The 22,090-nt window shown below is 71.5% G+C and carries 19 protein-coding genes; 9 read left to right on the top strand and 10 right to left on the bottom strand.

What is annotated here, in order from left to right; all coding sequences use genetic code 11:
- Positions 1 to 31: 31 nt before the first annotated feature.
- Positions 32 to 799, bottom strand: a complete 768-nt coding sequence (locus IF78_RS0108330; protein ID WP_031480169.1) for an ArsR/SmtB family transcription factor — start codon at positions 797 to 799, stop codon at positions 32 to 34.
- 234 nt (positions 800 to 1,033) lie between these two features.
- Here IF78_RS0108330 and IF78_RS0108325 point away from each other — a divergent pair, with 234 nt between their 5' ends.
- Together IF78_RS0108325 and IF78_RS0108320 are read left to right on the top strand one after the other, a co-directional pair.
- A complete protein-coding gene (locus tag IF78_RS0108325; RefSeq protein WP_031480167.1) occupies positions 1,034 to 1,576 on the top strand; it encodes an AAA family ATPase in 543 nt (180 codons plus the stop codon).
- A gap of 102 nt (positions 1,577 to 1,678) precedes the next feature.
- Positions 1,679 to 1,942, top strand: a complete 264-nt coding sequence (locus tag IF78_RS0108320; protein WP_031480165.1) for a GlsB/YeaQ/YmgE family stress response membrane protein — start codon at positions 1,679 to 1,681, stop codon at positions 1,940 to 1,942.
- 99 nt (positions 1,943 to 2,041) lie between these two features.
- Here the strand turns inward: IF78_RS0108320 and IF78_RS0108315 are convergent, their stop codons facing one another.
- Positions 2,042 to 2,776 (bottom strand): dienelactone hydrolase family protein, encoded by a 735-nt coding sequence (locus IF78_RS0108315; protein ID WP_031480163.1) that lies wholly within the window; start codon positions 2,774 to 2,776, stop codon positions 2,042 to 2,044.
- Positions 2,777 to 2,988: 212 nt separating this feature from the next.
- On the bottom strand, positions 2,989 to 3,765 hold the full coding sequence (locus tag IF78_RS0108310) for a GNAT family N-acetyltransferase (RefSeq protein ID WP_031480161.1): 777 nt from the start codon (positions 3,763 to 3,765) through the stop codon (positions 2,989 to 2,991).
- 295 nt (positions 3,766 to 4,060) lie between these two features.
- On the opposite strand from IF78_RS0108310, the gene IF78_RS0108300 reads away from it, so the two are divergent.
- Positions 4,061 to 4,546 (top strand): nucleoside deaminase, encoded by a 486-nt coding sequence (locus IF78_RS0108300; protein ID WP_031480159.1) that lies wholly within the window; start codon positions 4,061 to 4,063, stop codon positions 4,544 to 4,546.
- A 54-nt stretch (positions 4,547 to 4,600) separates the two neighbouring features.
- Here IF78_RS0108300 and IF78_RS0108295 read toward each other — a convergent pair whose 3' ends face one another.
- Together IF78_RS0108295 and IF78_RS0108290 are read right to left on the bottom strand one after the other, a co-directional pair.
- Positions 4,601 to 5,455, bottom strand: a complete 855-nt coding sequence (locus IF78_RS0108295; protein WP_031480157.1) for a GNAT family N-acetyltransferase — start codon at positions 5,453 to 5,455, stop codon at positions 4,601 to 4,603.
- A 210-nt stretch (positions 5,456 to 5,665) separates the two neighbouring features.
- Entirely contained in the window at positions 5,666 to 6,322 is a 657-nt protein-coding gene (locus IF78_RS0108290; protein ID WP_031480155.1) for a chaplin, read from the bottom strand.
- 271 nt (positions 6,323 to 6,593) lie between these two features.
- Here IF78_RS0108290 and IF78_RS0108285 point away from each other — a divergent pair, with 271 nt between their 5' ends.
- Complete coding sequence (locus IF78_RS0108285) at positions 6,594 to 8,180, top strand: alpha/beta hydrolase (protein ID WP_031480153.1); 1,587 nt, start codon at positions 6,594 to 6,596, stop codon at positions 8,178 to 8,180.
- An 82-nt stretch (positions 8,181 to 8,262) separates the two neighbouring features.
- Positions 8,263 to 9,360 carry a baeRF3 domain-containing protein gene (locus tag IF78_RS0108280; protein WP_031480151.1) on the top strand — a complete coding sequence of 366 codons (1,098 nt, stop codon included), beginning with the start codon at positions 8,263 to 8,265 and terminating at the stop codon, positions 9,358 to 9,360.
- A gap of 93 nt (positions 9,361 to 9,453) precedes the next feature.
- On the opposite strand, the gene IF78_RS0108275 is transcribed toward IF78_RS0108280, so the two are convergent.
- Positions 9,454 to 9,867 carry an SsgA family sporulation/cell division regulator gene (locus tag IF78_RS0108275; protein WP_031480149.1) on the bottom strand — a complete coding sequence of 138 codons (414 nt, stop codon included), beginning with the start codon at positions 9,865 to 9,867 and terminating at the stop codon, positions 9,454 to 9,456.
- A 430-nt stretch (positions 9,868 to 10,297) separates the two neighbouring features.
- Here IF78_RS0108275 and IF78_RS0108270 point away from each other — a divergent pair, with 430 nt between their 5' ends.
- Positions 10,298 to 11,725, top strand: coding sequence for a PP2C family protein-serine/threonine phosphatase (locus tag IF78_RS0108270; protein WP_031480147.1), 1,428 nt, complete (start codon positions 10,298 to 10,300; stop codon positions 11,723 to 11,725).
- 71 nt (positions 11,726 to 11,796) lie between these two features.
- Here IF78_RS0108270 and IF78_RS0108265 read toward each other — a convergent pair whose 3' ends face one another.
- On the bottom strand, positions 11,797 to 13,293 hold the full coding sequence (locus tag IF78_RS0108265; RefSeq protein ID WP_031480145.1) for a DNA-binding protein NsdB: 1,497 nt from the start codon (positions 13,291 to 13,293) through the stop codon (positions 11,797 to 11,799).
- Between the two features lie 244 nt (positions 13,294 to 13,537).
- On the opposite strand from IF78_RS0108265, the gene IF78_RS0108260 reads away from it, so the two are divergent.
- Together IF78_RS0108260 and IF78_RS0108255 are read left to right on the top strand one after the other, a co-directional pair.
- Positions 13,538 to 14,680, top strand: coding sequence for an aminoglycoside phosphotransferase family protein (locus tag IF78_RS0108260; protein ID WP_031480143.1), 1,143 nt, complete (start codon positions 13,538 to 13,540; stop codon positions 14,678 to 14,680).
- Positions 14,681 to 14,940: 260 nt separating this feature from the next.
- Entirely contained in the window at positions 14,941 to 16,908 is a 1,968-nt protein-coding gene (locus tag IF78_RS0108255) for an N-acetylmuramoyl-L-alanine amidase (RefSeq protein WP_031480142.1), read from the top strand.
- Positions 16,909 to 16,943: 35 nt separating this feature from the next.
- On the opposite strand, the gene IF78_RS0108250 is transcribed toward IF78_RS0108255, so the two are convergent.
- Positions 16,944 to 19,178, bottom strand: coding sequence for a glycoside hydrolase family 95 protein (locus IF78_RS0108250; RefSeq protein WP_031480140.1), 2,235 nt, complete (start codon positions 19,176 to 19,178; stop codon positions 16,944 to 16,946).
- Positions 19,179 to 19,426: 248 nt separating this feature from the next.
- On the bottom strand, positions 19,427 to 19,924 hold the full coding sequence (locus IF78_RS0108245) for a hypothetical protein (protein WP_031480138.1): 498 nt from the start codon (positions 19,922 to 19,924) through the stop codon (positions 19,427 to 19,429).
- A gap of 159 nt (positions 19,925 to 20,083) precedes the next feature.
- On the opposite strand from IF78_RS0108245, the gene IF78_RS0108240 reads away from it, so the two are divergent.
- Positions 20,084 to 21,007, top strand: coding sequence for an aminoglycoside phosphotransferase family protein (locus IF78_RS0108240; RefSeq protein WP_031480136.1), 924 nt, complete (start codon positions 20,084 to 20,086; stop codon positions 21,005 to 21,007).
- Positions 21,008 to 21,024: 17 nt separating this feature from the next.
- On the opposite strand, the gene IF78_RS0108235 is transcribed toward IF78_RS0108240, so the two are convergent.
- Positions 21,025 to 21,930, bottom strand: coding sequence for a universal stress protein (locus tag IF78_RS0108235; RefSeq protein ID WP_031480134.1), 906 nt, complete (start codon positions 21,928 to 21,930; stop codon positions 21,025 to 21,027).
- Between the last annotated feature and the right edge of the window lie 160 nt (positions 21,931 to 22,090).

The raw sequence follows: 22,090 nt of genomic DNA, 5'->3' as shown, positions 1-22,090 counted from the left end.
CGGCCTCTTCGCGTCCTCACGGGCGCCCTGTTCAGCGGGTCGGCATCAGCCACGGCTCCTGGGGCAGGACGTGACCGGTCTCCAGGAGCGACTTGAGGTTGGACAGCACCGCCGGCCAGCCGGACGCCACGTCGGCGCGCGCACTCTCGTCCGGCAGGTCCTCGTGGGTCACGGTGAGCCGGACGATCTCGGCGTGCTGCTGGATGTCGAAGGTGACCCTGGAGTACTTGTCCTCCTGCCCCTCTTCGTCCGGCGCCACCCAGGTGGTGACCAGGCGGTTCGGGCGCTCGCTCTCGACGACGGCGCCGACCACGTCGGCGATGCCCGAGCCGTCCGTACGGACGTGTTCCCAGCGGGAGCCCCGCTGCCAGTCCGAGACGTTGCTGTGGCCCCAGTAGGCGGCGGTCAGGTCGGCGTCGGTGAGCGCGTCCCAGACCTTCTCCGGCGTGCTCTCGATGTAGGTGACGTACACGAATGTGGGCTTGTCCGTCATGGCTTCCTCGGCTCGTCGTTTCACGGCCCCCAGTACGCGCAGGCGCGGGTGCTCGAACTTGTCGATCCACCGCTCCTGGATCTCGTGCAGCGGGATCGGATTGAGGTAGTGCAGCTTCTCCCGCCCCCGCCGCACCGTGCTGACGAGGTTGGCGGCCTCCAGGACGGCCAGATGCTGGGTCACCGACTGGCGCGCCATGTCGATGCGCGTGCACAGCTCTCCCAGCGTCTGCCCGTTGTGCTCGTGCAGCCGGTCCAGCAGCCGTCTGCGCGTGTCGTCGGCCAGCGCCTTGAAGACCTTGTCCATTCCGGAGTCGCTTCCTGATCGCACACACAAAGTTATGCAGGTAAATGCCTGCATGTCAATCCAGCCCACGGACGAGTTGGGCGATCCGTACCAGCCTCGCGTCACCGCGGACCGGGTGGCGCGGCGCCCCCTGCCACCATCTCTCCGCGAACAGCACTGACAACTCCCGCACACACTGCGGCCGTTCGACCGTTCCACTCGCCCAGGACGCCCGCAGCCGGGCACTCTGCCCTTATGGATCACACGGAAGCACTCCTCATCGGGGGACGGGCCGGGGTCGGCAAGACCACGGTGGGCTGGGAGGTGTCGGCCCGGCTGCGGGCGGCACAGGTCGCGCACGCCGTGATCGACGGCGACTTCATGGGATACGTCCATCCGGCACCGGCCGGCGACGCGCACCGGGCCGGCATCACGGAGCGGAACCTGGCCGCCGTGTGGCGGAACTACGCCGAGCTCGGGTACCGGCGGCTCGTCTACACGAACACCGGCAGCGTGCTCGACGAGACCGCGCCCATGTTCCGCCGGGCCATGGGGGACGGCGTACGGCTCGTACGGGTTCTGCTCACCGCCACCGACGAGACGGCCGAACAGCGGCTGACCGCTCGCGAACTCGGCTCCGAGTTGGAGCACGAGGTGCGCAACAGCGCCCGCAAGGCCCTGCTCCTGGACGAGCGTGCGCCCGCGGACGTGCTTCGGGTGGTGACCGACGGCCGCTCGGTGATCGACATCGCCGCCGAAGTGGTGGCCGCCACGGGGTGGGGCGGGGGCGGGGCTTGAGTCGCGCGGGACCGGCGACGGTGGCCGGTTGAAGCGGAACCGACTGTCCCAGCGTCCGCGGGGAACTCGAACCCATGCGGGGACAGGAGGAAGAGGGACGAAATGGAGATCTCGGGCATCATCAGTGCCATTGTTATCGGCATCATCATCGGTGTGCTGGGGCGCCTCGTGATTCCGGGCCGTCAGCGCATCGGGGTCCTGTGGACGATCCTCGTCGGCATCGTGGCCGCGTTGCTCGGTTCGGCGATCGCGGCCGGCCTGGACGTGGCCGACACCGACGGCGTCGACTGGGTCGAGTGGCTCATCCAGATCGGCCTCGCCGCGCTGGGCGTGGCCGCGCTGGACAGGACGAAGGCGCGGCGCTGACGTCGTATGCGCGCAGCGACGCGGACACGGGGCGCGCATGGACGCCATGCGCGCCCCGCGGTACCACCTACCGTCTGCTGCCCGTCAGACGGCCCGGCCTCACTTCAGATGTCGGTCCAGGAACCGGCACCCGTCCTCCAGCTCGAACCACGGAGTGCCGGTGTGCCCGCCCGGATTGGCGTGCAGCGTCTTCTCCTTGCTGCCGAAGGCGTCGAACAGGTCCAGGGCCCGTTGCCGGGGGTTGCCTTCGTCGTCCCACTGCAGCAGGAACAGCAGCGGAATGGTGACCTTCCGGGCCTCCTCGCGCTGGGCACGGGGCACGTACCCCCCGGCGAAGAAGCCTGCGGCCGCGATGCGCGGCTCGACCACCGCCAGCCGAATGCCGAGGGCGGTCCACCCCCCGGAGTACCCGACCGGGCCGCCGATCCCGGGCAGCTCGAGGAGGGCGTCCAGAGTGGTCTGCCATTCCGGGACCGCGTTGTCGACCAGCGGGCCAATGAAGGACTCCAAGATCTCGTCGACCGGCTCGCCGGCCTGCATCGCCCGCCTGAGGTCGGCACGGGCCTGCTCGTCGGCGGCGGAACGCGGCCGGTCACCGCACCCGGCGGCGTCGATGGTGGCCACCGCGTAGCCGCGCGCCGCGGTGTACCGGGCCCGGGCCACCAGCCGGGGATCCGCCTTGGGCAGGCCGTTGTTGTGAGCCATCAGGATCAGCGGGGCCGGTGCGGACGGGGATGCGGATCCAGGCGTCCACAGGGTGCCGGGGATCTCGCCGAGGGTGAATTCGCGCTCGAGGACGCCGTCGTCGAGGCGCTGTTCAGAAGTGAAGTGCACGGTCGTGCCTTTCGGGAGTGCGCAGAGACGGCGCTCCCGGACGACCTATCGCCCGACCGCGACCCCGGAGGGGAGCACCCATGTCGATACTGCGTTCACGGGTACCACCTCCTCGTTCTCTCGCACGGCCTCCGGGAGATTAGCAACGGTCGCTGTGGTCCGCCAACGGGTTTTCTTGCTCACCAGCTGCGACCTCGGCCCGTGATCTCTCCCTACGGCACGTACACGTACGGCGTCGTGGTGGTCAGCGGTGCGAAGCCGAGGCGCTCCAGGATGGGGCGACTGGTGCTCATGGCGTCGACCTGGAGGTACCGGTAGCCGCGGTCCACGGCGGCACGGGCACGGTGGGCCACCAGGGCGCGGTAGATGCCGCGCCCGCGCCAAGCCTCGACGGTGCCGCCGCCCCACAGTCCGGCGAACCGGGTGCCGGGCACCAACTCCATGCGGGCCGCGCTCACGGGTGTGTCCCCGGCCAGCGCGACCACGGCGACCACGGTGTCCGGGTCGGTCGCGAGGCGGGCGAGCAGTTGGTGGCGCATGCGGGAACTGTCGGTGCCGAACGCCTTCTCGTGCACCTCGGCGACGAGGTCGACGCCCTTCGCGTCGGTCACCGGCAGGACGCGGATGCCCTGCGGCGGCTCGGCGTCCAGGGTGAGACCGGCGACCTCCCCGATCATCAGCGTCTCCTCGGGCTGGGCCGTGAACCCGGCGTCCCTGAGCCGCCGCCCCAGGTCCATCGGGAGGTCGTGCCCGTACACCTTCCACTCGAACTCGCGGCCGAGCGCGGCGAAATGGGCGATCTGCTCGGTGATCGCCGCGTCGGCGCTCGCCTCGTCCAGGTCGGACCACACGACGCCGTTCCAGCCGCGTGCCGAGGAGATCTGGCGGACCACGCGCCCGGCCCGCTCGACCCGGGCGTCGGGGCTGTCCGGCTGGGCGCCTTCGCGCATGTCCCGGTCGTACAGGGCGAGTATCGAGGCATGTTCCATGGACTCACTCCAGCATCGGGCGGGGCGCAGGGCAACAGCTTTACCGGTCAACGGCGCCTTGGCCGTGCTCCGGCCGCACGGCTGCCAGGTATGCGCTGAACCGGTCGCGGTTGCGTGCCGGACCGTCGACGCGGGCCTGGATGCGATCGAAGTGGCCGCCTCCCTGCAGGCCACGGTCAGCCACGCGGGCATCGCGGCACGCCTTTCCAGCCTCGAGTCGGCGATCACGGGCTGCACGGAGAGGAGCGATCATAAGGTGACCGGGAGGACCGCGCCGCGAGGAGGGCCGTACACGATGGTCGTCAAGGACGCCGAACTTCCGTATCTGCGCCGATGCGTCGAGCTCGCGACCGAGGCACTGGAGGCCGGGGACGAACCGTTCGGTTCGGTGCTGGTGGGGGCGGACGGCATCGTGCTCGCCGAGGACCACAACCGGGTGGCCTCGGGCGACCGCACCCGGCACCCCGAGTTCGAGCTGGCACGCTGGTCCGCCGCCCACATGTCGCCCGAGGAGCGGGCGGCCGCGACCGTCTACACCTCCGGCGAGCACTGCCCGATGTGCGCGGCCGCGCACGCGTGGGTCGGCCTGGGACGCATCGTGTACGTCGCCTCGTCGGAGCAACTGGGCGGATGGCTGGCCGAGTTGGGGGCGCCCGCCCCGCCGGTACGGACGCTGCCGGTCCAGGAGGTCGCCCCGGGTGTCGCGGTGGAGGGCCCGGTGCCCGAGTTGGCGGAGGACGTCCGCGCGCTGCACTTCCGGTTCCACCGGCGAACGGGCTGACGGGCGGTTTCGAGTGCCGTACGGCCCGGACGCCGGTGTTCCGGTCGGGTGCCGCTAACCGAGTTCCAGCGTGGTGACGCCGAAGACCCTCTCCTGCGCGTACGGCCGCACCGGGCCCGTGTACATGCGAGCCGTCTCGAAGGAGGGCGTGAAGCCCGCCCCCTCGGCGAGGGCGACCGCCGCCGCGTTGGTCTCGGGCACGTCGATGGCGACCTCGCGGCCGGCCACCTCCGCGGTCAGGGCGGCCAGGAGCGCCCGGGCGTCCTCGGCGGTGTCGGCGAAGAGCGGGCCGATGCGCGGGCAGTCGTGGCCGGGGCGGATCACGCCGTAGCCGGTGACGCGGTCACCGTCGCGGCGGACGACGGCGTGGTGTCCTGGCCCGGTGAGCCAGTGCTCGAGGAAGCGGGGGCGGTCGGCCGGCGTGCAGGTGCCGTCGTACGCCTTGATCTCCGCCAGGTCGGCGGGCCGTACGGCGTGGACGTCCGCCGGAGCCTCGACGGCGGGTGCCGTTCCGGTGAACCGGAAGGTGCGGTGGGCGAGCTCGAAGCCCGAGCGGCGGTAGTTGTCCTGCTGGGCGACGACGCCGTCGAGGCCCACCGTGCGGTTCTCCGCGTGCGCCAACGCCGTCTTCCACGTGGTGAGGCCGTAGCCACGGCCGCGTACGTCGGGGCGGACCAGATACCAGCCCAGGAAGGCGTAGTCGGAGCCGTAGTTGACGACGGAGATCGACGAGACGGGCTCGCCGTCGATCCGGCCGATGAAGAAGCCCTCCGGGTCCTGCGCGAAGAAGGCCGCGCTGTCCGCGACCCCCGGGTTCCACCCCTCGGCGACGGCCCACTCGCGCACGAGCGGCCAGTCGTCGAGGTCGGCCCGTGTCACGACGAGGTCTTCGGGGGCCGGAGAGGCCATGGGTGCGCTCCATTCCGTCGGGGGCTGCGTGCGCACGGTGATCGACCGTGCGCACGACATCCTTTCGGATGGTCAGCGGGGGCGTCACGGCATGATCAAGCCGTTGCCGCGCATGGGGGACCACCGGACGCGTGTCCGTACGCAGGGAATGAAGGCCCCACCGCTCGCCTGCCCGGTGGGGCCTTCCGTGCCACGGTCGCGAGGACGGGGTCAGCGCACCGCCTGGGGGCGGAACCGCCGGTACAGAATGGCCCCGCCCAGCACGAGAACCGTGCCGCCCACCGCGGCTGCGAGGGCCTGGTCCGCTCCCGTGTGGGCGAGGGAGCCCTCGGACCCCTGGGGGACGAACGCGGGCGGCACCGCCCTCGGCCGCGGCGGGTGCGTCCTCGGCTCGGACGGCTTGGGCGCCGGCCTGGTGGTGGGGGGAGGGCTGTCGTCGGGACCGTTCACCGACTCGTTGCCGGTCACCGCGTTGCCGACGCCGACCACGTTCACGCTGTTCCCGCTGACGTTCACCGGGAGGTGGACCGGGAGCTCCACGACATTGCCGGACGCGATCCCCGCCGAATCCTTTCCGCTTCCTTCGGCCGAAGCCCCGCCGCGCGACGCGGCGCCCGGCTTGCCGCCGCCGTCCTTGTTGGCGCAGCTGTTGCCCGCGGCGGGGTTGAGCAGCCCCACCACGTTCACGGTGTTCCCGCACACGTTCACCGGGACGTGCACCGGGAGCTGGACGGTGTTGCCGGCGAGCAGCCCGGGCGAGTCGGCCGCGGCACCGTCCGCCGCTGAGTCGGCGTACGCCGGCACCGCCATGGCCATCGCGCCCGAGGCGGCGACGGCGATCACACCGTTTCGGGTAACCCGTCTCATAGGTTCCCTGCCTTCCAGACATGGTCGCGGGCGTTCGCCCGCACCGGATAAAACGCGGGCGAACCATTCGGGTTATGGCTTATCTGCCTTTCACCCCATCGAGCGGCACGGTTGTCGAACTAGTGGCAAAAACGCCCGATAGGAACGCAAGGGGCGAAGGGTACGCCGACCCAGGCGGTCCCGCACGTCCGGAGGCGTGCGTTCCGGGCGCCGCTTATCGTGAGCGAGGACGCCGTTTCCCGGTCCGCGACGGGCGTCTTTGGAGGCATCGATGCTGGCCAAGCTGTCAACGCGGCCCATGCTGCGGCGCTGCGCGGTCACCGGCGCGGTCGGGATGGTCCTGCTCGGCACGGCTCTGCCGATGTCCACGGACGACCCCGGCCCCGACCTCAGCCGCTTCTATGGGCAGGAGGTCACCTGGGCGAAGTGCCCGGGTGAGGGACAGCCGAAGGACTTGCAGTGCGGCAAGGTCACCGTCCCCCTCGACTACGCCCGCCCGAAGGCGGGGACCCTGGAGCTGGCGCTCGCCCGCTACCGGGCCACGGGTGAGAAGCGGGGTTCGGTGCTGCTCAACTTCGGCGGGCCGGGCGTCGCCGGCGTCCCTGGATTCGCGGGGGGCGGCAAGGAGTTCATGGAGCTGACGGACAACTACGACATCGTGACCTTCGATCCGCGCGGCGTCGGCAGGTCCTCACCGGTCAGCTGCGGAGACGGCCAGGAGGACATCGCGGTGGACGACGACGGCTCGGAACTCGGCCGTGATCCGCAGCACGTGCTGGCGCAGTTCAAGAAGGCGGCCGACGTGTGCGCCAGGCATTCCGGACCGGTGCTTCCGCACATCGGGACGGTCAACGCCGCGCGCGACATGGACGTGATGCGCCAGGCCCTCGGCGACGACAAGCTCAACTACCTGGGCTTCTCCTACGGAACACGCCTCGGCGCCGTCTACGCCGCCCAGTTCCCCGAGAAGGTCGGCCGGTTGGTGCTCGACGGCGTGGACACGCTGACCGAACCGCTGACCGAACAGGGCCTGGTGGGCGCCCAGGGCCAGCAGAAGGCGCTGGAGGAGTTCATCAACTGGTGCGTGAAGGACATCGCCTGTCCGCTCGGGCAGGACCCGCGCGAGGCCAGGAAGGAGGTGCTGCGCCGCGTCGACTCGCTGGACGAGCGCCCTGTGCCGTCGGCGTTCGGTGAGCCCTTCAGCGGGCAGGACCTGGTCGGCGCCCTCGGACAGGCGCTCTACAGCGAGGACTTGTGGCCGTCCCTGGAGCGGGCCCTCGCCTCGCTGTTCTGGGACGGCGACACGCACGCCATCGAGGCGTTCGCGTCGGGCGGGGCCGCGCCGAGGCACCGCGAGGAGACCGACGAGCCGGACGGCGCTCTCGCCGACGCCGAGGACGTCCCCCTCGACAACCTCCCCGCGGCGATGATGGCGATCAACTGCGCGGACGACCCCGACCGCCCCACCGGCGAGGAGATCGTGGGGCGTCTCGACCGGCTGCGCGCCGAGTACGAGCAGGCTTCACCGGTCTTCGGCCCCTACCGGCTCACCGGGGTGCTGCTGTGCTACGGCCGCCCCCGGGGCACGGACTTCATCCGCGACGAGGTGAAAGACGTGCACACACCGAAGATGCTCCTCGTGGGCACGCGCGGCGACCCGGCGACGCCGTACCGCTGGACCGTGGAGACCGCGAAGCGGCTCGGCCCCTCGGCCGTGGTCCTGGACAACAAGGGCAGCGGCCACACCGGATACGCCTCCTCCAAGTGCGTGCACCGCAAGGTCGACGCCTTCCTGCTGTACGGCACGCTGCCCGCCGACGGCAGTTCCTGCGGCCCCGAGGACGACCGGGAATCCTGAGGGCGCCCCAGGGAGGCGGGCCGCGCCGAAGCGCCGGATCGCCCCTAATGCCCGATCCGCGAATCGGCCCTATCGTGCTGTTATGGAGCACGCACTCAGTCCCACGACCCTCATCGAGCTGCGGCGCCCGCGCCCCTATCCGGCCGTGTCCGTGCTGACGCCCACGCATCGCCGAGAGCCCTACCGGGCCCAGGATCACGTCCGGCTGCGCAATGTCGTGGCCGAGGCGAAGAAGCAGCTGGAGGCCGATCCCTCGGTCACTCGCGAGCGACGGGCGGATGTGGAGCGGCAGCTCGACCAGGCACTCGCCGAGATCGATCTGACGTACGCCGAGGACGGTTTGGTGATCTTCGCCGCCCCGGGTGAGCACCAGGTGTGGTCGCTCGCCCGCACGGTGCCCGAGCGCGTGGTGCTCTCGGACACCTTCCTGACCCGCAACCTCGTCTCCGCGGAGGCCGCCGAGCGGCCGTTCTGGGTGCTGTCGGTCTCGGCCGACCGCGTCACCCTGTGGAACGGCAGCCTGGACCGTGTCACCGAGGCCCGCATCGGCGGGTTCCCGCTGACCAAGCGCGTCGAGAACTTCGACGCCGAGCGCCGGGAGCGGATCGGCGACAACCCGAGCACGTTCCGCGACGAGGGCACCCGCCACTTCCTCAAGGACGCGGACTCCGCGATGAGCGCGATCCTGCGGGACAACCCGCGACCGCTGTACGTCACCGGCGAACAGGCGGCGCTTTCCCTGCTGGACGAGATCGGCGGCGTCGGCAAGGAGGCGGTGCACGTCCCGCACGGCGGGCTCGCGCACGGCTCGCACGACGCCGTGTGGCAGGCGATCCAGCCGGTGATCACCGCCGAGAACCGCAGGAACACCGACGCCGTGGCGCGCGAACTCGAATCGGCCATGGGCCGCAAGGCGTTCGCGGCGGGTGTCGACGAGGTCTGGCGCAGCGCCCGCGAGGGGCGGGTCCGGCTGCTGGCCGTCGAGGAGAACTACCGGGTGACGGTGCGCGGCGAGGACGGCGGCCACCTGATCCCGGCCGAGAGCGGCGACCTCGACGCCCGCGAGGACATCGTGGACGAGATCGTCGAGCAGTGCCTGGAGACCGGCGCCGACGTCCGCTTCGTACCGGACGGCACGCTGAGCGACGCCAGCGGGATCGCCGGGGTGCTGCGGTACTGACACCGGTTCGTCGAGGAGGCACAGCGGCGGTCCGGTCGCCTCCTCGACGGTTCACCTCCTCGCGCAGGCGGCCGTCCGGTCAGGCCTGCCGCCTCACACACCGCCGAAGAGCGTGCTCAGACCGCGCTCCACGACCGCCCCGAGGTCCTCCTCACCGGGCGGGACCACCGCGTACGTGCGCAGCAGGAAGCGGTTCAGGGCGGAGGTGTCGAACTGGAGCAGCGCCATGCCGTAGGGCGAGTGAAGCTCCACGACCGTGCGCTCGGGCCCGCACGGCCAGATGTGCACGTCCCCGTCGCCGGCCGGCCCGCGCAGCCCCGCCTCCAGCAGGCCGCGGGCGAAGATCCAGGTGGCGCCCTGCCCATCGAGGGAGACCTCGCCCGGGAAGTCGAGGTGCACCGCCAGCGGGTTGGTGGAGGTGTATCGCAGCTTGGCGGGCACGGGGAGTTCGCGCTCCTCGCCGGTGATCAGGCGGGCACGGGCGGGCTGCTCGAGGGCGATGTCCATGGGCGGTCTCCCCTGCGGGTCGGAGGTCGGACGGTTTTGCCGCTGTGCTTTTACGACTCCGCAGGTGCCCTTCGCATTACACCGAAGGCCACTCCATTTATGTGAGCTGCATCACTCTCGAACGATGCATCCCTCCGGCCGCCGCCGATCTCCGCGCCACCCCTGGAACACACGGCCGTCGAACACCCGATTGAGCACCGTACGATCGTCTCGCGAGACCGTCAAATCACGTACGCCGTCTACGACTTGACCCCTCTGGCGGCGTACGGCATCCGCACGGCTCAGGCCCTCCGTGAAGACTCTGGCATATGCCAGACGCACCACCGTATCGGGTGTTGCCAAATCCCTTACGGGGCGTCGCGGGCTGTGCCAGAGTCGTAACGGTCCTTCCGTCAGCCTTGGTCGTACCGTCCCCGCATCGGAGTGCGTCATGCCGCCCCATCTCTCTGCGGACCACCCCGCCGCCCAGCCGCCCGGGCGCGGCTCGGTCGACGCGCTGATATCGCAGACGCGGCGGCTCCGGGGCGACGTCGACGCCGTACGGCGGGACACTCCCAGTGACGCCGCCGGTCCGCAGGAGCGGTGGCAGCGGGCGCTGTACGACCTCGCCCTGCACCAGCTCAACGACCTCGACGAGCACCTGGCACAACTGCGGGACGGCCCGGCTCCCACTTCCCCCGGTCCTGCCGCCGCGCCCGCCGAACAGCCCGAACTCCCCACTCCCCGGCGCGACTCGCTGCTCAGCCGGGTCGGCAGCGCGGAGTGGAACCTGCTGACGGACGAGGCCAGTTGGTCCGGCGAGCTCTACCAGATCCTGGGGCGTGACCCCGCCGCTCCGCCGCTCACCCTCGACGAGCTGCCGTCCCTGGTACTCGACGAGGACCGGCCGACACTGACGGCGATGGTCACCCACTGCCTGGTGGACGCCAAGCCCATCGACGGGGAGTTGCGCATCGTGCGGCCGGACGGCGAGGTCCGGACGGTGCACATGATGGGCGAGCCCGTGCTCGACTCTGACGGCAGCGCCGCCTCGATGTGGGCCGTGCTGCGGGACGTCAGCGAACTGCGCCGATGCCGGCGCGCGGTGAGCGAGACCCGTGACTCGCTCCAGCGCCACCGGCACCACGCGCAGACCGAGTACCGGCTCGCGGTCGAGCTGCAGGAGGCCGTGCTGCCGCCGTGGCGCGGCTCCCTGCGGCTCCCGCACGGGGGCCCCCGGACACTGGACCTCGCGGCTCGCTATCTGCCGGCGTCGACGAGCACGCTGATCGGCGGCGACTGGTACGACGCCCTCGAACTCGCCGACGGCGCAACGCTGTTGAGTGTCGGCGACCTCACCGGGCACGGCGTCGCCGTGACGTCGGGCATGGCGACCCTGGTGGGCGCCGTCCGCGGCATGGCGATGGCGGGCACCCAGCCGGGGCAACTGATGTCCTGGCTCAACCAGTTGCTCGACGCCACCGTCCAGCCGGCCCTGGGCAGCGCCGTCTGCTGCCGGTACCGGCCCGAGACCCGCACCCTGACCTGGGCGCAGGCCGGACACCCCGCCCCGCTGCTGTTCCGCGACGGGACGGGGCGCAGGCTGAACCCGCCGGACGGCGTCCTGCTCGGCGCCATCTCGGGTGCCGTCTACGCGCAGGCCGAAGAGACCCTCGAGGTGGGCGACCTGCTCCTGCTGCACACGGACGGGCTGGTGTCCCGGCACAGCGGACACTCCCCGAACCGGCTCCTCGACCTGGCCCCCCGTCTCGGCGGGGCACGCGACGCACAGGACTGCGTACGGCTGGTCGTGGAGGAGTTCGGTGAGAGCGAGCGCGAGGACAACGCCTGTGTGCTCGTGGCCAGGGTGACATCCTAGAAGTCCGGTGCGACTTCCTGGATTTGGTGACGTCCTGGTACTGCCGGGAATCGATCAGCTGCACAGTCCCCCTATGCCTGTGCGCTGTGGCCGCCGCCCGGCTTCTTCGCCTTGGGCAGCGCCAACCGGATCTCCTCCCGCAGTTCGTGGATCTTCGGATAGCTGGAGTACTCGGCGGTGAGCCGGTACATCTGGCGCAGCCGGTCCCAGGTGCGTCCGGACGAGTTCGAGCCCATCGACATCAGGGCCAGCCGTGCGTACCGGTCCGCCTGTTCGGGGTCGTCCGCGATGAAGCAGGCGGACGCCATGGACAGATGGTCGAAGATCTTCGACCGCTCCCGGCCGTCGATGCGCAGGGCCAAGGCCTTCTCCGCGTAGTGCTGGGCGTGCGCGGCCGCGCCCGGCTCGAACTCGGCCAGCGTGCGGTAGGCCAGGGCCTGCATGCCGTACAGATCCTCGTCCTTGAAGGTCTGCATCCAGCTCGGCGGCGGCACATCGCCCCGGTCGGAGACGAAGAGGTCCTCCGCCTGTCCGAGGGTGCGGCGCATGGCCTGGCCCTTGCCCATCGACGCCTGCGCCCAGGCCTCGATGGTGTGGAACATGGCCCTGGTGCGCGGCAGCACCTGGTCGCCGGAGCCGGACTGGGCGAGTTTCATGAGGTCGAGTGCGTCGTCCGGCCGGCCCAGGTGCACCATCTGGCGAGCCGCTCGGGAGAGCGCCTCCCCGGCGCGGGGCCGGTCGCCGCCCTCTCGGGCCGCGTGGGCGGCGATGACGAAGTACTTCTGTGCCGTGGGTTCCAGGCCGACGTCGTGCGACATCCAGCCCGCGAGGACGGCGAGGTTGGCGGCGACGCCCCACAGGCGCCGCTGCAGATGTTCGGGGTGACGGTAGGCGAGCATGCCGCCCACCTCGTTGAGTTGTCCCACGACCGCCTTGCGCTGCAGCCCGCCGCCGCGGGCCGCGTCCCAGGCCCGGAACACCTCGACCGAGCGCTCCAGTTCCTCGATCTCCTGAGAACCGATCGGGGCCGCCTCGTACCGGTCGAAACCGGCGGGGTCGGCGTGCAGAGGGTCGTCGAATCGGGGGGCGTCGGCCTTGAGGGCCGGGTCGGTGTGCAGCCAGTCGTGCATGGCGCTGCTGAGTGCGGATCCCGCGGCGAGCGCGGCACCCGCGCCCACCAAGCCGCGTCGGTTGAGCATGAGGTCCATTCCCGTGAATTCGGTGAGGACCGCAGCCGTCCGCTCGGGCGCCCACGGCACACCGTCGGGATGCTCCGCACTCCCGCCGTCCTGCCGTTTCCCCGCACGCCCGTGCCGGACCAGACCGAGGTCCTCGATGGTCACGACACGGCCGAGACGCTCGGTGAACAGGGCTGCCAGCACCCGCGGCACCGGATCGCGCGGGATCTCTCCCATGTCGATCCACCGCCGCACCCGCGAGGTGTCGGTCGCCAGCTGGGGGTGGCCCATGGCCGCCGCCTGCCGGTTGACCAGCCTCGCGAGCTCGCCCTTGGACCAGCCGGCCAGGCCGAACAGGTCCGATAGGCGGGTGTTGGGTTCTCCGCTCACGTCAAGCCCCCAGGTTCTCGGCTGAGTTGACAGTAGCCGGGTGAGAGTTGCCCCGGGACTATTCGCCAGGGTTCGCCAGGGTGCGCCAGATGGTGTGCCACTGCGCATCGGGTGTCAGGTAGGAACGCGCCACCCCGACCCGGTCGCCCTTTGAGTACGTGGGTGCATTCCCCAGGGTGCACCCGGGCGGCCGGATCGGGCAGCGCTTTGTCGTCGCAGGCACACGAAGGGATCTGTCTCTCCCATGTACGCAGCATCGTCCTCCGTGTCCGCCCCGCCCCGGTCGCTGCGTGCCCGCCCGGCGGGCAGCGGCCCCTACCTCGACCCCGCGCGGCCGACGGCCGCCCCCGTGCTCGGCGCGGGCCGGGCGCGCCGCCCCGCGGGGCTCGGCACCCAACCGCTCAGCGGGAGACTCGACTTGTCCGGCCCCCAGGGCGCCCAGCTGCGTACGGCGATCGCGTCGGTGCACCGGATCTGCCCGGAGTTCGCTCCGGTGCAGGTGCTGCGCCGCAGCGGGCGGTCCGTGCTCCTGGTCGGCACGACCGGGCGCAGCACGGCCGTCGCCAAGTGTTTACTCGACCACTCGCCGGCGTGGGCCGAGCGGATCCGGCACGAGATAGCGGCATACCGCTCGTTCGTCCGGCACCGCCCTCCGGTGCGGGTGCCGAGACTGATCGCGGCGGATCCGGACAACTGCACACTCGTCATCGAGCGGATGCCGGGCCGGGTGGCGGCACTGCAGCGGCACCCGTTGGAGGCGCCGCCGCGTGCGGACATCAGGGCGGCGCTCGGAGCGATCTGCCGGCTCAACGCGTGGCGGCCGCCGGCGGGCACGTTCGACGCCCCGCTGGACTACGCGACGCGGATCTCCCGGTACCACGAGCTGGGCCTGCTCACCGACCGGGACATGGGCGATCTGCAGAAGCTGCTGCACGGCATCGCGGCGACCGCGGGCCGGCAGGGCATGGGCCAGTTCTGCCACGGCGACGCACTGCTCGCGAACATCCTGCTCTCACCGGCCGGTCCAGTGCTGGTGGACTGGGAGCACGCGGGCTGGTACCTGCCGGGCTACGACCTGGCGACGCTGTGGTCGGTGCTCGGGGACGCACCGGTGGCGCGGCGGCAGATCAGCCAGATCGCCCAGTCGGCGGGGCCGGCTTCCCGGGACGCGTTCCTGGTGAACCTGATGCTCGTGCTGACCCGGGAGATCCGTACCTATGAGACGGCCGTGCAGCGTTCGATGCACGACACGACCCCGGCGGCACCGGGAGTGGCCCACCCGGGTGCTGCGCCGTCCGGCGAGGAACAGCGGCTGCTGCTGAGGCGGCTGCACGACGACTGCCAGTTGGCCCGACGGGCCGTACGAGCGGCGGTCGGCACTCGCTGACGGGGACGGTGGTCCGCGGTGCGCAAGGGACAACGGCGCACCGCGGGCCTTCGTATGTCTGCCCGCGTACGCCCCATTGGCGTACGCCAGTGGCGCCCCTCAGGGCCGGGAGCCCCCGCCACGAAACTCCCGCGACGCTCGACCTCCAGGGCATTTCGCCGACCCGGCGGCATGATTGACGGATCGTCGGACAGCCGGTACCACAGACGCACGCCCGGCCCCGCACGGCTCATCGCGCCCGACCGTCCCAGGAGGCTGCAATGCGCGGATCCGTCATCGCCCCCGACCGAGCAGCCGGGCACGGACGCACCCGGGCCACCGCCGTCGCGTCGGCCGCGGTGGCGCTGTTGTTCCCGCTGCTGGGCGCGGCCCCGCCGGATGCCCCGGGTGCGGCGGACCGCCTGCAGTCGGCCTTCGCCTCCGCCGCCGCCGAGTACGACGTGCCGCAGAGCGTCCTGCTCGGCGTCTCCTATCTGCAGTCGCGCTGGGACGCGCACGACGGGGCCCCGAGCGTGACCGGCGGTTACGGCCCGATGCACCTCACCGACGCCCGCACCGCGCTCGCCGGGGCCACGCCGCACCACAGCGAGGGCACGGAGGACGCGCGCGGCGACAGCGCCCGCCCGCCCCTGCTCCCCACCGCGAAGCTGCCGCCGGCCTCGGAGATCCCGGCCCGGCTCAGCACGTTGCCGAGGGCGGCCGAGCTGACCGGGCTGAGCCCGCGGGCACTGCGTACGGATCCGGCCGCCAATGTGGCGGGCGGCGCCGCTCTGCTCGCCGCCGCGCAGAAGGAGCTCGGCGAGCCGTTGAGCTCCGATCCGGCGGACTGGTACGGCGCGGTGGCCCGCTTCTCCGGCGCCGACGACAGGGCGACGGCCACGGCGTACGCGAACGATGTGTACGACGTTCTGCGCACCGGTCAGGAGCGCCGCACGGACGCGGGCCAACTGGTCGCCCTCGCCGCCCAGCCGGGCCTGTCCCCCGACATCGCGCAGTTGCGGCGGGCCGGGCTGCGGACGGCGAACGCGGCCGGGACGGAGTGCCCGCCGACGGTGTCCTGCGAGTGGATCCCGGCGCCGTACGAGGAGTTCGGGGAAGACGACTACGGCAACCACGACCTCGGCAACCGTCCGGCCTCCCAGGACATCGACTACATCGTCATCCACGACACGGAGGGCGCCTGGGAGGGTGTCCTCCAGATGGTCCAGGACCCGACCTATGTGTCGTGGCAGTACTCGCTGCGCTCCACCGACGGCCATATCGCCCAGCATGTGAAGGCCAAGGACGTGGCCTGGCACGCGGGCAACTGGTACGTCAACGCCAAGTCGATCGGTCTGGAGCACGAGGGTTTCCTGGCGCAGCCGGACTCCTGGTACACCGAGGCGATGTACCGGTCCTCGGCGCGCCTGGTGACGTATCTCGCCCACAAGTACGGCATCCCGCTGGACCGGCAGCACATCCTCGGCCATGACAACGTGCCGGGCCCGACCGCGTCGACGATCGGCGGCATGCACACCGACCCCGGCCCGTACTGGGACTGGCGGCACTACTTCGAACTGCTCGGCCGCCCCTTCGTGCCCACCGCGGGCCCGAACGGCGGCATGGTCACGATCCGCCCCGACTACGCCACCAACCGGCCCGAGTACACGGGCTGCGTGTCCGCGGGCCGGCCCTGCGCGGCCCACGGTTCGAGCGCGGTGCGCCTGTACTCCGGGCCCGGCGAGTCGTATCCCCTCATCAAGGACATCGGTCTGGGCAGCACCCCGAGCACCGGTGTGAACGACCTGTCCTCCCGGGTCTCGACCGGCCAGCAGTACGCGGTGGCCGGACGCGACGGCGACTGGACGGCGATCTGGTACCTCGGCCAGAAGGCGTGGTTCAAGAACCCCGGGAAGAACCCGACCGCGGTGAACGCGACCGGTCTCGTGGTGACCCCCAAAGCCGGCGCCGCGAGCGTCCCGGTGTACGGGCGCGCCTACCCCGAGGCCTCCGCCTATCCCTCGGGCGTCCCCTCCCAGGCCGTGTCGCCACTGCCGTACACCCTGCCGGCGGGCCAGCGGTATGTGGTCGGTGACAAGGTGCCGGGCGAGTACTACTACGCCGTGACCTTCGACGCGGACTCGCACCGGGTCGTCGTCGGCAAGGACCTGTACTACGAGATCCAGTACGGTCACCGGGTCGCGTTCGTGCGGGCTGCGGATGTGCGGGTGGTGCCGTCGGCCGCCTGACGGCACCACCGGGGGAACGTCGGTCCGGCGAGGCGTCAGTCCTTCCTCTCCCAGGTGTACCGCCGCCCGGCGACCGCCCTGAAGGTCAGGTCCCCGTCCTTGAACAGGTCACTGCGTACAGTGATTTGACGGGTCCGGGACGCCTTCAGGGCGATACGGGTGGCCCGTCCGTCCGCCCACTCGATGTCGAGGGTGGCGCCGCCGCGGGCGCGCAGGCCGCGCACCGAGCCGGCCGGCCAGGCGGTGGGCAGGGCGGGCAGCACCTCGATGACGTCGTGCTGGCTCTGCAGGAGCATCTCCACGACCCCGGAGGTGGCGCCGAAGTTGCCGTCGATCTGGAACGGCGGGTGGGTGTCCCAGAGGTTGGGCAGGGTCGAGGACTTCAGCTGCTCGCCGAGCATCTTGTGGGCGTGGTCGCCGTCGCGCAGCCGGGCCCAGAAGTTGATCTTCCAGGCCTTGGACCAACCGGTGCCACCGTCCCCGCGTGCCGTCAGGGAGACCTTGGCGGCCTCCGCCCACGCGCTTCCGGGTTCGATCTGCCGCCCCGGGTGGAGGGCGAAGAGATGCGAGACGTGCCGGTGTGTGTCGGTGGGGTCGTCCAAGTCCTCCTTCCACTCCTGGAGTTGACCCCAGGAGCCGATCCGCAGTCCGGGGTCGAGCCGGGTCAGCGCCTCCTCCACGCGGCGGCGGAAGTCGGGCGTGTCGCCGAGGATCCGGGCCGCTTCGAGGGTGCTGGTGAACAGGTCGTGGACGATCTGCTGGGACATGGCCGCACCGGCGGTGAAGTCGCCGTGCTCGGGCGAGTAGCTGGGGGTGACGACGAGGGTGCCGTCGCGTGGATCGGTGCGCAGGTTGTCGAGCCAGAACTCGGTGGCCTCCTTCATCACCGGGTAGGCGGTGGTGCGGAGGTAGTCGGTGGAGCCGCTGAACCGGTAGTGCTCGTAGAGCTGTTGGGTGAGCCAGGCCGCCGCCTCGGGGAACCAGAACGCGGTCGCCCAGTCGTGCACACCGGTGAAGCCGTACGGGTTGGTCTCGTTGTGCACGACCCAGCCGCGCGAGCCGAACATCTCCTGTGCCGTACGACGTCCGGGAACGCGCAGGGCCTCGACGAAACGGTCGTACGGCTGCGTCGTCTCGGCGAGGTTCGCGGCCTCGGCGGGCCAGTAGTTCATCTGGATGTTGATGTTGGTGTGGTAGTCCGCCGACCACGGGGGCGTGGTGCTGTTGTTCCAGACGCCCTGGAGGTTGGCGGGCAGGGAGCCGGGGCGGGAGGAGGCGATGAGCAGGTAGCGGCCGTACTGGAAGTAGAGGGCCTCGAGGGCGCGGTCCGCCGCGCTCGTCCCGCCGGTGTAGGCGGCCAGGAGCGCGTCGGTGGGCACGTCCGCCGGGAGTGACTGGCCGATGTCGAGGCCGACCCGCCCGAAGAGCGCGCGGTGGTCGCGGACGTGGCGGGCGAGCAGCGCCTCGAAGCGGTCGCCCGCCTGCTCCAGGGCACGGGTGACGGCCGGATGCGGGTCGGGGCCGCGGTAGCCGGGGAACGTGTCGGCGTAGTCGGTGCCCGCCGCCAGGACGAACCAGGCGCTGTCGGCCCCGGTGACGGTCAGGGTGCCGTCGGCGCCGGACGTGACGGTGCCGCCCTGGCTGCGCACTCGGACCTGTGCCTCGAAGCGCAGTGCGTTGTCGGCGAGTGCGCCCCGCACGGTCAGGGTTCCGTCGGCCGCGGTGGCGGTGAAGTCGGCGCGGGGCGAGGTGTGGCGCAGGGTGAAGGTGACGTTGCCGGGCCGGTCGGCGGTGAGGCGGCCGACGATCACGCCATCGGGGTGGGAGGCGAAGAAGTCCCTTTGGTGACGGACGCCTTGATGGGTGTAGGTGACCGAGGCGACGGCGTTGTCGAGGTCGAGTTCGCGGCGGTAGTCCTCCGGGGTCGTCGGCGGCGCGCCGGGCAGGTCGAGGTGGAGGTCGCCGAAGGTCTGATGGGCGCCGTAGCCCAGCCGTGGCTGGCCGAGCCGGTCGGCCACGGACTCGGGGTCGAGGGTGGTCCGCGTGTCGAGGTCGTCCTGTACGGCGGAGACCGCGCCGGGGCGGGGGACGCGCCAGTTGCCGTGGTCGTAGCCCTGGGCGGAGCCGGGGCCACCGGTCCAGAGTGTCTTCTCGTTGAACTGCAGCCGTTCCGAGGCGAGGGTGCCGAACACCATGGCGCCGAGCGCGCCGTTGCCGACGGGCAGGGCCTCGCGCTCCCAGTCGGCGGCCGGGGTGGCGTACCAGAGCACGGACGCCTCCCTCGACACATCGGATGAATCAGCGGCGGCAGCTTCTGCGGATCCGACTCCCAGAGCCAGCCCTCCGGCACCTCCGGCCGCTGCTTTTAAGGTAGCTCTTCGGGTGATCCCATACGGCTCATATGACATGACCCTTGACGCTAGAGATCCGATGACTCTGCGGCAAGGGTCATGACAACACGAGAAGGGGTCAGCACTGGGCTGCCCGGGGCCGGACGGTGACGCGGTGGCGGGACGATTCAGCTCTGCTGGAACAGCTCAGCGGGCAGCGGCTTCAGGAGGGCGTACAGGTCGTCGGTGATGGGGCGGTCCCAGGCGGCGATGGTGACCAGGACGTTGTCGCTGCGGTCGAACTGTACGCAGGAGATCCGGCTCTCGGAGAGCTTCAGGCGCCGCACGATCAGGAGGTTGTCGCCCTGCATCACCGGCACGTCCTCGCTGCCGACGACGGTGACCTCCTCGTCGTTCTCCAAGGCGAGGAGCAGCTGCGCGACCTCGAACGGGATCTCGCCCTCGTCGACCTCGCGGGCCGGCGAGCCCTCGGGAAGGTTGCCGATGATCATCGCGGGGCCGCGGCCGCCGAAGAGGTCGTAACGCAGGAAGACGCCCTGGCAGCTGCCGTCCGGGGCGGGGAGCAGCCCCGCGCCCAGGTTGCCCGGCCAGTCGCCCGGGTCCATGGCCAGTACGTCGAAGTCGGGCCCGGCGGGCGTGGCGCTGCGGCGGCGGAGGAACGACATGTCGCCATGGTACGTGGCCGGACCTGCTCCGTGACGTGCGGGCGGGGGTTCGAGCGCTGCTTCCCGCGCATGGGCTCGGGCTCCAGCGGGCTCGGCCGCGCCGCCGGGCGTCACGAAAATACCTTGCCCTGCGACAGCGGCCACCCTACGTTCCCGATCATGCTTCCACCGGTGGAAACGGACGAGGAGTGGGACGCCGTCGTCCCCGACGAGACGATCATGCGGCCCGGAGCGGAGGACCTGTCCGCCCGCCTCGGCCTGGGCGGCGCCCCGCTGAGGCGGTTTCCGGACGGATCGCAGCCGGTCTACGCCGTGGGCGACGAGCACGTCCTCAAGCTCTTCCCCGGAGCAGCCGCCCAGGACGGCATCGCCGAGGGCCGGGTCCTGTCCCACATCCAGGGGCTTCTGCCCGTACCGACGCCTCGCGTGCACGACGCCGGCGCGTACGAGAACGGCTGGCGGTACGTGCTGATGTCCCGGCTGCGCGGCGAGAACCTGGCCGGCGTCTGGGACCGGGTTCCGCGTGCCGACCGTGAGCGCATCGTCGCCGAGATCGGCGAGGCCCTCGCCGTGCTGCACGCGCTCGATGCCGGGCCGCTCGCAGACGTCCTCGGTCCCGGGGAGTGGGGCGCGTTCGTGGACCGGCAGCGAGCCGGGGCGGTGGAGCGACAGCGTGGGCGTGGGTTGTCCGCCGACTGGCTGGAGCAGATCCCCGGGTTCCTCGCCTCGGTACCACTGCCCCGCACCCCCCAGCTCTCCTTGCTGCACACCGAGGTCATGCGGCAGCACTTCCTCGTCGATCCCGACGGCTGGCGACTGACCGGCCTCTACGACTTCGAGCCGGCCATGATCGGTGACCGGGCGTACGATTTCGTCGGCGTGGGCGTGTTCGTCACACGAGGCGACCCGCAGCTGCTGGGCCGCCTCGCCAAGTCGTACGGCACCGCCTTCGACCCGGCCGTGCTGCTCGCGTACACGCTGCTGCACGTGTACAGCAATCTCCCTTGGTATCTACGGGAGTTGGGCGCACCTGCCGACGGAACGCTGCCGTCCCTGGCCGAGGCCTGGTTCGGCACGGCGTGACCCGCCGCTCGGCCTCCTCACTCCGCCAACGGCTCTGGCGGCACCACCGCCACCGGGCTCGCGGCGTGCAGCAGGACCGCCTGGGCCACCGAGCCCATCATGCGGGCCGGGGCCAGCAGGCGGCGCCGGTGGCGGCCCACGACGACCAGGTCCGCGTCCCTCGATGCCGCGACGAGGAGACCGGCGGCGGCGCCGGGGGCCACGTACGGCTCGGCTCGGACCTCCGGACGGCGTTCGCGGTGCGGGGCGAGGAAGCCTTCCGCGAGGGTGCGGGTCTCGGCCTCGACGGCCTCTTGGTCCTCGGACGGCGGCACGATCTGGGCCGTGGCCGCCGTCCAGATGTGCAGCGGCCAGGTGTAGGCGGCGACGACCTGGAGCCGGGCGCCGCGCAGGGCCGCCTCGGCGAAGGCGAAGGACAGCGTGGCCTCGTCGGGGCTGTCGACCTGAAGGCCGACGACGACCCGTGGTCCCGGCTCGACGGGCATCCCGTCGTGCACCTGACGCCCGGGCTTGGGCACCACGACGACCGGGCACACGGCGTCACGCGCGGCGGCCATGCCGTTGGACCCGAGCAGCAGACCGGCGAAGCCGCCCCGGCCCCTGCTGCCCAGCACCAGTAGCTGGGCGGTGGAGCCGAGTTCGGGCAGCGCGGCACTCGGCGACCCGTCCAGCGCGACGTACTGCACGACGGGCTGCTCGACACGGCCCTGCAGATACCGGCGCACCCGGTCGAGCACCGGATCGTCGACCGGTTCCGGCTGGCCGGCGGGCAGGACCTCGGGCCCGGCCCAGGCGGCGTACTGCTGAACGTGGACCACCCGCAGTGGCGCCTCGCGCAGCAGGGCGGTCTCGAAGGCCCAGTCCAGCGCGACGAGACTGTCGTCCGAACCGTCGACCGCCGCGATGACCGGCAGGGTGCTCATGGGTTCCTCACCTCCGGAAGGCGACCTTCCCCTCCCGGGCCAGCCTCGCTCAGGCATGGCCCCCAGGGGGTTTCTCAGGGTCGCGTGTCCGGAGAAACGGGCGGAACACACCCGGATCGGCCCCGGGCGGCCGGCGCGCGGCACATCCGCCCGCCGGCTC

The organism is Streptomyces bicolor (assembly GCF_000719285.1).
Lineage (GTDB): Bacteria > Actinomycetota > Actinomycetes > Streptomycetales > Streptomycetaceae > Streptomyces > Streptomyces bicolor.
Note: the sequence above shows the minus strand (reverse complement) of the source record. Positions and strands in the feature narration are given on the sequence as shown.